Origin of the sequence: Pyxidicoccus fallax, from assembly GCF_012933655.1 — a bacterium.
Classification (GTDB): domain Bacteria; phylum Myxococcota; class Myxococcia; order Myxococcales; family Myxococcaceae; genus Myxococcus; species Myxococcus fallax.
Genome location: NZ_JABBJJ010000346.1, coordinates 1 through 12,785 on the forward strand (window position 1 = coordinate 1; position 12,785 = coordinate 12,785).

10 protein-coding genes are annotated in these 12,785 nt (G+C 70.3%); 7 read left to right on the forward strand and 3 right to left on the reverse strand.

Annotation, left to right across the window (positions count from 1 at the left end; all coding sequences use genetic code 11):
- The first annotated feature begins 554 nt into the window (after nucleotides 1-554).
- The 3 genes from HG543_RS43745 (at nucleotide 555) to HG543_RS43755 (ending at nucleotide 4,113) form a co-directional block, all read left to right on the forward strand.
- Nucleotides 555-1,367 (forward strand): M57 family metalloprotease, encoded by an 813-nt coding sequence (locus tag HG543_RS43745; protein WP_169350891.1) that lies wholly within the window; start codon nucleotides 555-557, stop codon nucleotides 1,365-1,367.
- Nucleotides 1,368-1,924: 557 nt separating this feature from the next.
- On the forward strand, nucleotides 1,925-2,737 hold the full coding sequence (locus tag HG543_RS43750) for a M57 family metalloprotease (protein ID WP_169350892.1): 813 nt from the start codon (nucleotides 1,925-1,927) through the stop codon (nucleotides 2,735-2,737).
- A gap of 563 nt (nucleotides 2,738-3,300) precedes the next feature.
- The gene (locus HG543_RS43755) at nucleotides 3,301-4,113 is read left to right on the forward strand and encodes a M57 family metalloprotease (protein ID WP_169350893.1); all 813 of its coding nucleotides are present in this window, start codon (nucleotides 3,301-3,303) and stop codon (nucleotides 4,111-4,113) included.
- Between the two features lie 140 nt (nucleotides 4,114-4,253).
- Here HG543_RS43755 and HG543_RS43760 read toward each other — a convergent pair whose 3' ends face one another.
- Entirely contained in the window at nucleotides 4,254-4,634 is a 381-nt protein-coding gene (locus HG543_RS43760; protein ID WP_169350894.1) for a DUF5335 family protein, read from the reverse strand.
- A gap of 131 nt (nucleotides 4,635-4,765) precedes the next feature.
- Nucleotides 4,766-5,908, reverse strand: a complete 1,143-nt coding sequence (locus HG543_RS43765) for an AAA family ATPase (protein ID WP_169350895.1) — start codon at nucleotides 5,906-5,908, stop codon at nucleotides 4,766-4,768.
- Nucleotides 5,909-6,114: 206 nt separating this feature from the next.
- Between HG543_RS43765 and HG543_RS43770 the strand changes: the two genes are divergently transcribed.
- Nucleotides 6,115-6,618, forward strand: a complete 504-nt coding sequence (locus tag HG543_RS43770; protein WP_169350896.1) for a hypothetical protein — start codon at nucleotides 6,115-6,117, stop codon at nucleotides 6,616-6,618.
- Here HG543_RS43770 and HG543_RS43775 read toward each other — a convergent pair.
- Nucleotides 6,615-7,544, reverse strand: coding sequence for a DUF4382 domain-containing protein (locus HG543_RS43775; protein ID WP_169350897.1), 930 nt, complete (start codon nucleotides 7,542-7,544; stop codon nucleotides 6,615-6,617). The two genes, HG543_RS43770 and HG543_RS43775, sit on opposite strands and share 4 nt — an antisense overlap.
- Nucleotides 7,545-7,706: 162 nt before the next feature.
- On the opposite strand from HG543_RS43775, the gene HG543_RS43780 reads away from it, so the two are divergent.
- The 3 genes from HG543_RS43780 to HG543_RS43790 form a co-directional block, all read left to right on the forward strand.
- Entirely contained in the window at nucleotides 7,707-9,905 is a 2,199-nt protein-coding gene (locus HG543_RS43780) for a choice-of-anchor Z repeating domain-containing protein (protein ID WP_169350898.1), read from the forward strand.
- A gap of 204 nt (nucleotides 9,906-10,109) precedes the next feature.
- Complete coding sequence (treZ, locus tag HG543_RS43785) at nucleotides 10,110-11,963, forward strand: malto-oligosyltrehalose trehalohydrolase (RefSeq protein ID WP_169350899.1); 1,854 nt, start codon at nucleotides 10,110-10,112, stop codon at nucleotides 11,961-11,963.
- A 355-nt stretch (nucleotides 11,964-12,318) separates the two neighbouring features.
- A partial coding sequence (locus HG543_RS43790; protein ID WP_246357728.1) for a discoidin domain-containing protein occupies nucleotides 12,319-12,785 on the forward strand: 467 nt, incomplete at its 3' end.

Here is a 12,785-nt window from a genome sequence, read left to right on the forward strand (position 1 = left end):
CGCCACCCCCACCCAGCCCACCGCCGCCCGCACGTCCCGCTTGTGCAGCACCGCGTGCGCGCTGGCCAGCACGCTGACGAGCACCGTCAGCACGCCCGCGATATGCGGCCACGCCGCTTCCATCCAGGCGGGCAGGTCGAGCAGTTCCATAGAGAGAGAGGCAGGTCCCTCCCGCCTATCACGCGCGCGGGTCCGGCGATGTCCGCTCTCCCCCCACCGCGCCCGGACCGTTCAGCGTCGACCTCGGCCCTCGGAGCGGCCCGCGCCGGTTGCTCCATCCGCGGACAGCCTGCCCGGATTCAGAACACCCGCGCGCGTGGGAGGGAACCCTCGTGATTTCAGATGCTTTGAGGTCAAAACGTTAAGACACGTTACAGTTTTCGTTCCATCGGTGGATTGTTGGTAGTCCAAGCAATGCGGTCTGCTCGGGTTTTTCTCCTCTAGGCGGCGTGTTGGCCCGGGGGTTGCTCAAGGCCAGGGCGCGCCGGGCCATGGCGGGTGGAGTCACCCGATGGACGGCGCGTCCCCCGTGGTCAGGTTCAGAGGAATCACCCATGCTCAAGTTTCGCTCCGTTGCGCTGATGGCTGGTGTGGCCCTTCTCGGTACCGCGTGCGGCGGCCCCGAGGCCTCCGAGACGCAAGCCCCCGAGCTGACCTGGGAGGAGTTCCGCGCGAACTCCTTCCAGGACGAGGAGGGCAAGTACATTGTCGACGGTGACCTGGCCTTCGACTCCGAGGAGCAGCTCAAGGAGTTCTTCGACGAGAACGTCGCCAAGGACACCGGCAGCAGCGAGGACGGCCTGGCCGTCTATTACTCGGGTGGTCGCGACATCAAGTGGAGCGCCACCCAGGCGCGCAACCTGACCTACTGCATCAGCACCACCAGCTTCGGCACCCGTAAGTCCGCCATGGTCACCGCGATGAACAGCGCGACCGCGGCCTGGGAGGCCACCGCGAACGTGAACTTCGTCCACAGCACCACCTACGACAGCAACTGCACCGCGTCCCAGGCGGGCGTGCTGTTCGACGTGCGCCTGACCACGACGACGTCCTACCTGGCGCGCGCGTTCTTCCCGAACTCCGCTCGCTCCAGCCGCAACATCCTCGTGTCCACCAGCGCCTTCGGCAACATCTCGCCCTGGACGCTGGCGGGCGTCATGCGCCACGAGCTGGGCCACACGCTGGGCTTCCGCCACGAGCACACCCGCTCCACGGCGAGCGGCTGCTACGAGGACAGTGCGTGGCGCGCGCTGACCTCGTACGACCGCGCCTCCGTCATGCACTATCCCCAGTGCAACGGCACGCAGACCGGCGACCTCATCCTCACCAGCCTCGACAAGACCGGCGCTCGCGCGCTGTATCCGTAGTCGAAGCACTTCGGGCTGGATGTCCTCGCCGCCTGAGAGCGCGCGGCGGGGACATCACCCCGAAAATGCGCCCCCCTGACGCCTCCGTGTGGCCGTTTCGAAATTCAGCGGGTCCTCCGGATGGCGCGGTGCACTGGAGTTGTGGAAATTCCGGGCGCATTGCGTCGATGGATTGACGCAGTCTGTCTGAGTCAGTAATCTGGTTGACCCACACTCGCCGTCCGTGTGTGTCGCGCCCCCGACATTTCCCGGGGTGCTCGCGACGCCCGGGCGGGTGACTGATTACCAGACAGCCCCGTGTGTTTCTGGGACACCCCGCCGTACGGGGTGAATGTCCAATGCTGTCGCCCACTTGGCGAGCGACATGTCACGTGGATTTACACTCTGGGTCCGGGAACCTGGAGTGCGGGCACTCCAGGGAATACCGCGATTTCTGCTTTCCTCCCTCTGAGGGCGCTCATGGCCTGGGCCTTGCTCAAGGGCCGGGCGCGCCGGTCGCGGCTGGTGAGAGTCAGGCGGCGGCGCGTCCCCCGCAGTAGTTCCAGAGGAAATCTCCGATGCTCAAGTTTCGCTCCATTGCGCTGATGGCTGGTGTGGCCCTTCTCGGTACCGCGTGCGGTGGCCCCGAGGCCTCCGAGACGCAGGCCCCCGCGCTGTCGTGGGAGGAGTTCCGCGCGAACTCCTTCCAGGATGAAGAGGGCAAGTACATCATCGACGGCGACATGGCCTTCGACTCCGAGGAGCAGCTCAAGGAGTTCTTCGACGAGAACGTCGCCAAGGACACCGGCAGCAGCGCGGGCGGCCTGGCCGTCTATTACTCGGGTGGTCGCGACATCAAGTGGACCGCCACCCAGGCGCGCAACCTGACCTACTGCGTGAGCAGCAGCAGCTTCGGCAGCCGCTACAGCACCACGGTCAGCGCGATGAACAGCGCGACCGCGGCCTGGGAGGGCACCGCCAACGTGAACTTCGTTCACAGCACCAGCTACGACAGCAACTGCACCGCGTCCCAGGCGGGCGTGCTGTTCGACGTGCGCATGACCACGACCACGTCCTACGTGGCGCGCGCGTTCTTCCCGAACTCCGCCCGCTCGGGCCGCAACATCCTCATCTCCACCAGCGCCTACAGCGGCGGCGGCGCCTGGACGCTGACGGGCGTGCTGCGCCACGAGCTGGGCCACGTCCTGGGCCTCCGTCACGAGCACACCCGCTCCACGGCGAGCGGCTGCTACGAGGACGCCAACTGGCGCGCGCTGACCGCCTATGACCGCGCCTCGGTCATGCACTACCCCCAGTGCAACGGCACCCAGACGGGCGACCTGGTCCTCACCAGCCTGGACCGCACCGGCGCTCGCGCGCTGTACCCGTAATCACGCCGTACATGGCTGACGCCCCCACCGCCTGAGACGGCGCGGCGGGGACGTCACCGCGCCACGGGTGGCCTCGCGGGGATTCTCGGGGCCGCTCGTGGCGTGATGCGCTGGCGTTGCCGCGCACCAGGCGCATCCTGTCGAGAACTTGGTACTCCAAGAAATTGTCGCTCCAAATGGTTGACGCTCCAATGAAGGGGCGAGTATCTTGAATGACCCAGCCCCGCTGTCCGTGCGCGTCGCACTCCCGAGTCCGGGGGTTTCCGTGACCGCGGTGCGGGTGACTGATTTCAAGACATCGCTGTCCGTTTCTGGAACGCCCTGCTGTCGCGGGTGATTGTCCAGTGCCGTGGCCCATTTGGCACAGGCGTTGTCATGGAAGTTTACACCCTGACGCGCGGACCCTGGACTGCGAATAGTCTAGGTAATGGAGCGGATTCAGCTTTCGTCCCTCTGAAGCACCCTCTGGCCCATCACTTGCTCAAGGCCAGGGCGTGCCGGTCGCGGCTGGTGAACCCAGGCGACGGCGCGTCCCCCGCAGTTGGTGTCAGAGGAAACTCCCGATGCTCAAGTTCCGCTCCGTTGCGCTGATGGCTGGTGTGGCCCTTCTCGGTACCGCGTGCGGTGGCCCCGAGGCCTCCGAGACGCAGGCCCCCACGATGTCGTGGGAGGAGTTCCAGGCGAACGCCTTCCAGGACGTCGAGGGCAAGTACATCATCGACGGCGACATGGCCTTCGACTCGAAGGAGCAGCTGAAGGAGTTCTTCGACGAGAACATCGCCAAGGACACCGGCAGCAGCGAGGGCGGCCTGGCCGTCTATTCCATCAGCGGCTCCGACATCAAGTGGAGCACCACCCAGGCTCGCAACCTGACCTACTGCATCAGCACCACCAGCTTCGGCACCCGTAAGTCCGCCATGGTCACCGCGATGAACAGCGCGACCGCGGCCTGGGAGGCCACCGCGAACGTGAACTTCGTTCACAGCACCACCTACGACAGCAACTGCACCGCGACCCAGACGGGCGTGCTGTTCGACGTGCGCATGGTGAGCGGCCAGTCCTACCTGGCGCGCGCGTTCTTCCCGAACTCCGCTCGCTCCAGCCGCAACGTCCTGGTGGACTCCAGCTCCTTCGGCAGCATCGCGCCCTGGACGCTGGCGGGCATCATGCGCCACGAGCTGGGCCACGTCCTGGGCTTCCGCCACGAGCACACCCGCTCCACGGCGAGCGGCTGCTACGAGGACGCCAACTGGCGCGCGCTGACCTCGTACGACCGCGCCTCCGTCATGCACTACCCCCAGTGCAACGGCACGCAGACCGGCGACCTCATCCTCACCAGCCTGGACAAGACCGGCGCCCGCGCGCTGTACCCGTAATCACGGCGCACACGGCTGATGCACCCGCCGCCACCTGAGTCGCGGCGGGCCGCACGGCCTTCGGCCGGAGGGTTCCCCTTTCACGAAGGGGGTGCCTTCCGGCCTCGTCATTTTCGCGCGCGGTCGCCCGTGCGCACGCCTCACATGGGCGCGCCCATGGGGACCTCGTCGGTGGCGCTCACCTGCTCGAAGAAGATGAGCGTCTTGACGTGGTCCGAGTCCTCGATGTCGAGGCACTCCAGCTCGCCGCTCTCGCTCTCGTCGGCGTAGATGTGGTCCGGCGTCCGGATGCGGTGGGTGATTTCGTCACCCGGCCGGCCGACGATGATTTCGACGGCGCCCTGGTCGCTGCCCTTCTCCTCGAGCGCTATCTCGATGAGCGGCAGCCGGCTGGCGAGTGTCTGGTCTCCCAGGTCCGGGCCCTCCGTCTCGATGCGGACCCAGTGGTCCCTCTCCAGGTTGCTCAGCAGGGCGAGGTAGTCGGCCCAGCCCTCTCGGGGAATCTCTCGCGTGTGGTGCATGTGTGCTGCCCTCCGGCCTCGCGGGCCCTCCTCGGAGAACCGTAAGGCGTGCAGGCCCGGAATGAATGGCGGGCCTGCCCTCCCGGCGTGACAGGAGGGCCGCCACCGCGCCCTCGACGCGCCGGCCGGTACTACTCCGCGAGCGCCCGCACCGTGTCGCCCTCCATCACCAGCCGCACGGTGCCGGTGGCGTCCTGGCGGCCGAAGTGCTCGTACGCGGCGCCCTCCAGGAGGGGAGACAGGGTGGTGCGCAGGCCGCGCGCGCCCGTCTCACGCTTGAGGGCGCGCGCCACCACGTGCTCGCGCACGGCGGGCTCCACCACCAGCTTCAGGCCCTCCTGCTCGAACTCGCGCTCGTACGCGCGCAGCACGTTGTGCTGGAGGATGTCGCCCAGCGTCGCGGCGTCCAGCGGCGAGAAGGACACCAGCCGGTTGAAGCGGCCGATGAGCTCCGGGATGAAGCCGTAGCGGGCGAAGGCGGTCGTCTGCTCCAGCTGCTCCTGGGTGACGCTGGAGGCGATGGCCTCCGTCTGGACGGCGCGCGGCTCGCGGCCGAAGCCCAGCCGCTCCTCGCGCGCCATGCCCTCCGCCGTGGAGCGCAGCCCGCTGAAGGCGCCGCAGGCGATGAAGGTGATGCAGGCCAGGTCCATGTTCTCCGGCTGCAGGCGGCTGGTGAAGCCGAAGTCCGCCGGGAAGTCCGCGTGGGAGGCGGACAAGAGGTGCAGCAGGCTCCGCTGCACGCCGAAGCCGCTGACGTCCTTGGTGGTCTGCTGCCCGGCGAAGCGGCTGTCGGAGCGGCTGGTGGCGAGCTTGTCGAACTCGTCCATGCAGATGACGCCGCAGGCGGCCCACTCCGCGTCCTTGTCCGCCACCTCGTACAGGCGCGACAGCAGGGTGTTGACGTCGTCGCCCACGTAGCCCGTCTCGGAGAACTGGGTGGCGTCCGCCAGCACGGTGGGCACCGCGAGGATTTCGCGGAACAGCAGCTCCACGAGGAACGTCTTGCCGGAGCCGGTGGGCCCCAGGAACAGGCAGTTCTCCCGCATGCCCGGCTCGGGGGCGAGCCCCTCCAGGTGCAGGCGGCGGATGCGGCGCAGGTGGCGGTACGCCAGCACCGCGGCCGCGCGCCGCGCCTCGGACTGCCCGCGGTAGCCCAGGTCCGACAGGCGCGCGTCGATTTCGCGCGGGGAGAGGACCTCGATGGCGGCGACGCGGTCGCGCACGTCGTCGCTCGGGGGAAGGGGCCGCTCCAGGCCAGGGCGGGCGATGCTCATCGAAGGGACTCCAGGGATGGAACTGCGACCGCGCCCGGGGACACCGGGCGGGCGGAGGAACGCATCATCCTGGTGGTAGGCAGCGTCTACAAGGCGCGTGTCACCTGCCCGTCGCTTCCCGGAAGCGGCCGTCCGTCCTCCTGGCCGCCCTCCAGTCATGGAGTCGCTCCGGGACGTCCGGCGCCGCGCTGCCTAGCGTGTCGCGCATGGACACCGCCGTGGACGTGATTCCGATTCCACGCGTGCCGGAGCGGGCCCGGCTGCGCGATTGGAGAGCGCTGTTCGCCCGCCTGCCCATCCCCTCGCGCGAGACGCTGCCCGGCCGCTACCGGGGCGAGTTCGTGGGCCCGGCGTGGCTACGGCTCGGCTCGCCGGTGCTGCTGGCGGTGCTGGGCATGCGGGGCTGGTGGGGCAAGGACTTCGCGGCGGGCGCGCACGGCGGCGTCAACCTCGTGCGCCGTGGGGACGGGCTGCGCCCGTCGGTGCCGCTGCTGCTGCGAGAGGGCCTCTCCCGAGCCGACGGGCGCCTGGGGCTCCAGGTGGAGTACCCGCGCGAGGCCGGCTGGCGGTGGCGCCCCTTCGTGGACGAGCTGCGCTGGATGGATGGGCGCACGCTGCTGGCGCTCACCCACCTGGAGCTGCCCGGACTGCGCCGGCTCACGCTGCCCTTCCTGCTGCACCGTGAGCCGGCCGTGCGTCCCGCGAGCTAGAGCTCGACGACGGACGTGAGGGTGAAGTCCGCGCGGGACTCGGCGCCGCCGGTCGCGGTGACGCTGGCCGGGATGCCGGGGTTGGTGGTGAAGCTGACGCCGGCGGGGCCCTCGATCTCCACCTGGAAGGCGCCGGGGATGAGGAACTTGAAGTTGGCCTCGAAGGTGCCGTCGTTGTTGGCGTCGGTGAAGGCCAGCGGCTCGCGGCTGCCCTCGGCGTTGACGAGCACGGCGTTGAAGGCGGACAGCGTCACCTGCGTGTCGCCCACCACCGGCAGCTCCAGGCCGGCGCCCGCCTTCAGCGTCACCACGACGTTGGAGGAGAACTCCAGGTCCGCGCCCTTGATGACGGGGCTCATCACCCAGCGGCCCGAGCCGCCGGCCGCCTTGCCGAAGCTCTGCGCCACGTCGAAGTCCACGAGGATGACCTTCTGCGTCTGCTCGCTGGTCACCTCCACGTCCGCGTCGTTGGCGAACTTCACCTTGAGGCCGGAGGTGGACAGGCTGGGCATCTGCAGCTCGCCATCCACCTTCACGCCCGCGGGCACGCCCTCGTAGTCATCCGTGGCGTAGACGCGGGTGACGCCGTCCTCCTTCACCTGCACGTACGCGCCGGAGATGACGAAGCGCAGCTCGCGGTAGGTGCCCTGCGGAACTTCCGCGTCCTTCACCAGGTCCGCGGTGTCGTTGGCCAGCGTGAGCAGGTCCGTGGTGACGGGCTCGCTGCGCAGCACCACCTCGCCGGAGCCCTCGGCGCCGTCGCCCTTGAGGTACACCTTGGAGATGGTGACAACGGCCTTCTCGAAGTCGTCGCCCGGGGCGTCCGTCAGCTTCACCGTGACGCGGGAGGTGTCATCACCGCAGGCGGCGAGCGCGAGCATGCTCAAGGCGAGCAGCGCCGAGGAGAACAGGTTGCGAGTCTTCATGGAGGAATACTCCTGGGGGAACGGACAGGGCACCGGCCTGGCCCCTTCCGTGATGTGTCGTGCGGAAGACCTGCCCATGGCGAAAACGGCCACCCAGCGTCCTCTTCCGCCCTCGCCAGGACGCGTGGCCATGGACACGCGGGGAGAGTCTTCCCTCCTGACATGAATCGCCGTGTGCTCGCGCCTGTCCGCCTGCTCCCGTTCCTTCCCGAAGGACTGTCACGCTGGAGAGGGTGGGTCCTCGCGCTCGGACTCCTGACAGGGTGCACCGAACAGCGCGAGGCCCGCGTCACGGAGTCGGGCTCTCCTTTGTGCGTGCCGGGCGCGAGCGCCTCGCTGGACGTGGTGTACGCCCGCCACTTCGCGGCGAGCGCGGCCACCGGGTGCGCCAGCTCGGGCTGTCATGGCACGGGCGCCGGGGGGCTGACCTTCACCAACGCCCGGCAGCTCCGGGATGTCACCTTCCAGCGTCCGTCGGTGGATGGCGCGCGCACCCTGGTGGTGCCGGGCGCACCCGAGCACAGCCTGCTCTACACGAAGCTCCTGGAGGGCGCTCCCAACCGGATGCCGGAGGGTGGGCCCTATCTGGATGACACGGCGCTCGCGGAGGTGGCGGCGTGGATCTGCGCCGGTGCGCCCGAGCCCTCCTCCGACGCGGGTGTGCAGGAGCCGGTGCCGGGCGGCCCATCGCTCGCTCGCGTCTCGCCGGACGCGGTGGAGGTGGGGAGCGCGGAGGTGACGCTCCAGTTGGAGGGCGCGCGCTTCGAGGCCGGCAGCCGCGTGGAGCTGGACGGCGCGCCGCTGCCCTCCCGCTTCGTCAGCGCCAGCCGTCTCACGGCCACCGTGGGCGCGGCCGTCAGCGCCCAGGCCGCCGAGCACCGCGTGCGCGTGGTCAACCCGCCGGATGGCGGCGTCAGCGAGGAGCGGGCCTTCCGGGTGCTCAACCCCGTGCCCGTGCTGGAGGTCATCACACCGGACACGGTGGCCGTGGACGGCGCGCCCTTCGACCTGCTGCTCGGCGGAGGCGGCTTCGCGGCGGGCTCGGTCGTCCTGCTGGACGGCGCCGAGCTGGACACGGCATGGGTGAGCGGCTCCTCGCTGCGCGCTCGGATGCCCACCTTCTCCGCGCCCGGCGTCCATCAGGTGGGCGTGCGCGCACCGGCGCCTGGAGGTGGCACCAGCGCCACGCGCCCGCTCACCGTCGCCCGCATCGAGGGCCCCACCATCACCGGCCTCTCGCCCTCGCCGGCCGAGGCGGGCAGGGCCTTCCGCCTGGCCGTCACCGGCTCGGGCTACGACTGCGCGCCCACGCGGGCGAGCGTGCTGTTCGATGGTGCCGCGCTCACGCCCGCCACCTGCGCCGCCACCCGGCTGGAGGTGGACGTGCCCGCCACCGCCGCGGGTGCCCACTCCGTGCAGGTGCGCAACCCCGGCGGCACGCTGAGCGGCACGGTGACGCTCCAGCTCGTCGCCCCGAATCCCGTCCCCACGCTCGCGGGCCTCTCACCCTCCGAGGGCAGCCAGGGCGGCACCGCGCTCACGCTGGAGGTCTCCGGCGGAGGCTTCGTCTCCGGCACCACGCTGCGCTTCAACGGCAACGCCCGGCCCACGCAGGTGCGGAGCGCGAGCGCGCTGAGCGCCACCCTCACGTCGGCGGACCTGGCGGTGGCGGGCCGCTTCCCCGTCACCGTGGTGAGCCCCGCGCCGGGCGGGGGCACCAGCAACGCGCTCGACTTCCCGGTGGTGCGTCCCAACCCGGCGCCCCGGGTGGCCTCCCTCGCGCCCTGTGGCATGGTGGCGGGCGGCGCCGGCTTCACCCTCACGCTGGAGGGGCAGGACTTCAGCCCCGGGGCGAGCGTCACCTTCAACGGCACCGCTGTCAGTGTGTCCGCCCAGAGCGCCACGCGTCTCGCGGTGACGGTGCCCGCCGCGCTCGTGGCCACCGCGCCCGCCTCCGGGGCCGTCTCCGTCGTGGTCACCAACCCGGCGCCCGGCGGGGGCACTTCCGCGCCCGCGTGGTTCGGGCTCGCCACCCGCGTCTCCACCCTGGCCACGCACGTGCAGCCCATCTTCGAGCGCAACTGCAACTCCGGCTGCCACTCCAGCCCCTCCACTCCCGTCAACCTCACCTCGGGGCGCGCCCATGGAGAGCTGGTGGAGCAGCCGAGCGGGGCCTGTGCCTCCGCGTTGCTCGTGAAGACGTGCGGCCCGCTGCGGGCCCAGAGCGTGCTCATCGACAAGGTGCTGGCGACGAACAGCAGCCCCGCATGCTCCGGAGCGCCCATGCCCAAGGGCCAGCCGCTCACCGCGGCGGAGAAGCAGGCCCTCATCGACTGGGTGGCCCAGGGCGCTCCTCCCTGAGCGGCACGGCAACCGTCTGGCGGTTGTCACTCCGTGACAGGGCCGTGCCCCACCGGCGCGCGAGCGGGCAGGGGAGGCCACCGTCCTCCGGTGTCCACTCGTCCCGGGCGCCTGCCCAGCCGTGAACATCTCCGATGGGACCTGGGAACAGGGGTGCGCGGAACGCTCCCCGGAGGCAGGCTGGCGCATTACAGGAACACCCACATGGTTCCCGCGGACGAATCTCGGAAGACACGGTCAGAGGTGCCCCGGTTGGGGGCGTGGGTGGAGGAAGGCCCGAAGGTGCGCTGGCGCGTCTGGGCACCCGGACACCAACGCATGGAGGTGGTGATTCACGACGCGCGGGGGCAGCCCGGACGCATCGTGCCCCTCGCGCCCGAGCCGGGCGACTGCTTCGGCGGCGTGCTGGAAGGCCACGGCGCCGGCACCCTCTACAAGCTGCGCGTGGACGGAGAAGGCCCCTTCCCGGACCCGTGGTCCCGCTCGCAGCCGCTGGGCGTGCACGGCCCGTCGGAAGTGGTGGTGCCGGACTTCGAGTGGACGGACGCGGGCTGGAAGGGCCTGGAGCCCGAGTCGCTCGTCATCTACGAGGTGCACGTGGGCACCGCCACGCCGGAGGGCACCTTCGAGGCGCTCATCCCCCGGCTGCCGGGCCTCAAGGAACTGGGCGTCACCGCGCTGGAAATCATGCCGGTGGCCGCCTTCCCCGGCGTGCGCAACTGGGGCTACGACGGGGTGGACCTCTTCGCGCCGCTGCACGCGTACGGCGGCCCGGAGGGCCTGCGCCGGCTGATTGACGCCGCGCACGCGCGTGGGCTCGCGGTGCTCATCGACGCCGTCTACAACCACTTCGGTCCGGACGGGAACTACCTGCGCGTCTACTCGCCTCACTACTTCACCGGCCGCCACCACACGCCGTGGGGCGACGCGGTGAACTACGACAGCGAGGGCAGCGCGTACGTGCGCTCGCTGGTGCTCTCCAACGTGGAGATGTGGATTCGCGACTACCACGCGGACGGCCTGCGCCTGGACGCCGCGCACGCCATCGTCGACGAGGGCACGCCCCACCTGCTCACCGAAATCGCCGAGCGCGCCCGCGCCGCGGGGCCGGGCCGGCGGGTGCTCGTCATCGCCGAGGACGAGCGCAACGAGCGCAAGCTGCTGCGTCCCGCGCCGGAGGGCTACGGACTGGACGGCGTCTGGGCGGATGACTTCCACCACCAGATGCGGCGCGCCTTCGCGGGGGACAGCGAGGGCTACTACCAGGACTACACGGGCAGCATGGAGGACCTGGCGCGCACGCTGCGCCAGGGCTGGTTCTACGAGGGCCAGGTGTCGAAGAACCTGGGCCACGCGCGCGGCACGAAGGCGGAGGGACTGGAGCCGTGGCGCTTCGTCCTCTGCATCCAGAACCATGACCAGGTGGGCAACCGTCCCTTCGGGGATCGGCTGGGGCACGACGTGTCCCCCGCGGCCTTCCGGGCCATGAGCACGCTGCTCCTCACGGCGCCGTACACGCCGCTGCTCTTCATGGGGCAGGAGTGGAACGCGAGCACGCCCTTCCTCTACTTCACGGACCACAACGAGGAGCTGGGCCGGCTCGTCACGGAAGGGCGCCGCAAGGAGTTCGCCGGCTTCACGAAGTTCGCCGGAGCCGAGGTGCCGGACCCGCAGGCGCCGGACACCTTCAACCGCTCGAAGCTGGACTGGAGCGAGGCGGACAAGACGGAGCACGCGGGCGTGCGCGCCCTCTACCGCGAGCTGCTGCGCCTGCGCGCGTCGGAGCCCGCGCTGAAGGCACCGCGCCGGGGCACGTATGACGCTCGCGCGCTGGGCCAGGACGGGCTGCTGCTGGAGCGGCGCGACGGCGGACAGGGCCTGCAGGTGCTCATCTCCGTCCGCGGCACGCTGGAGCACCGCGTGCCCGAGGGCGCCGAGCTGGTGCTGTGGAGCGAGGCGCCGCGCTTCGGTGGCGCCGTGGAGGCCGCGCCGCTGCGCGACGGCGTCCTGAAGCTGCGGGGCCCCGCCGCCGCCATCGTGCGCTTCAACGCGCGCTGAGCGGGATTCGGAAGAGGCGCTCCCCCGTGTGTCCGTGATTCGGCCGGGGGAGCGAGCCTCGATTCACAAACGCGTTGGGAATTCCATTTCGGCTCAAAGGGTACTTTCGCCCGCAGTCGGAACGTTGAGTAGACAACGCCGCTGGCCATGGCCTGGACGGCGCCTCTCGCACCTGGCGTGGGCGCCTTCGGGTGGCGGTCAGCGGATGGAAGCCAACGCGCCGCGGGGGGAACGCGGCGCTCCGGTCGGGTCCCATCCGGGCCGGTGAGTCGTGGCTCCACGCGGCCTCACTCGAGGTAGTGAATTGAATCGACAGCACCTGACTTCGTCCCGGGGGGGATGGAAGCGCTTCCGTTTGCCGGTAGGCGCGCTCTCGCTGGCCGCGTTCGCGGTCGCGACACCCGCGCTGGCCGCCGGAGGCTTCACTTCCGCCACCGCCAGCGGGAACGACGGCAACGTGCCGGCGAGCGCCATCGATGGAAACCTGGCCACGCGCTGGTCCAGCGATGGCGTGGGGCAGTGGATTCGCGGTGACCTGGGCGCGGTGAAGGCGCTGAACGCGCTCGACATCGCGTGGTTCAAGGGGACCGAGCGCACCAGCAAGTTCGTCATCTCCACGTCGACGGACGGCACCAACTTCACGCAGGCGTACGCCGGCGCCTCGTCCGGCAAGTCCGCGTCCTTCGAGCGCTACACCTTCCCCACGGTGAACGCCCGCTACGTGCGCGTCACCGTCAATGGGAACACGGTGAACACCTGGGCGAGCATCTCGGAGATGGCGGCCATCGCCGGCTCCACCACGCCGACGCCCACCCCGACGCC

Bases quoted from the DNA above. Each gene is read 5' to 3' on its own strand.
- HG543_RS43775 (WP_169350897.1), bottom strand. From the start codon at position 7,544: ATGAAGACTCGCAACCTGTTCTCCTCGGCGCTGCTCGCCTTGAGCATG.
- HG543_RS43750 (WP_169350892.1), top strand. From the start codon at position 1,925: ATGCTCAAGTTTCGCTCCATTGCGCTGATGGCTGGTGTGGCCCTTCTC.
- treZ (WP_169350899.1), top strand. From the start codon at position 10,110: ATGGTTCCCGCGGACGAATCTCGGAAGACACGGTCAGAGGTGCCCCGG.
- HG543_RS43760 (WP_169350894.1), bottom strand. From the start codon at position 4,634: ATGCACCACACGCGAGAGATTCCCCGAGAGGGCTGGGCCGACTACCTC.
- HG543_RS43770 (WP_169350896.1), top strand. From the start codon at position 6,115: ATGGACACCGCCGTGGACGTGATTCCGATTCCACGCGTGCCGGAGCGG.
- HG543_RS43755 (WP_169350893.1), top strand. From the start codon at position 3,301: ATGCTCAAGTTCCGCTCCGTTGCGCTGATGGCTGGTGTGGCCCTTCTC.
- HG543_RS43780 (WP_169350898.1), top strand. From the start codon at position 7,707: ATGAATCGCCGTGTGCTCGCGCCTGTCCGCCTGCTCCCGTTCCTTCCC.
- HG543_RS43765 (WP_169350895.1), bottom strand. From the start codon at position 5,908: ATGAGCATCGCCCGCCCTGGCCTGGAGCGGCCCCTTCCCCCGAGCGAC.
- HG543_RS43745 (WP_169350891.1), top strand. From the start codon at position 555: ATGCTCAAGTTTCGCTCCGTTGCGCTGATGGCTGGTGTGGCCCTTCTC.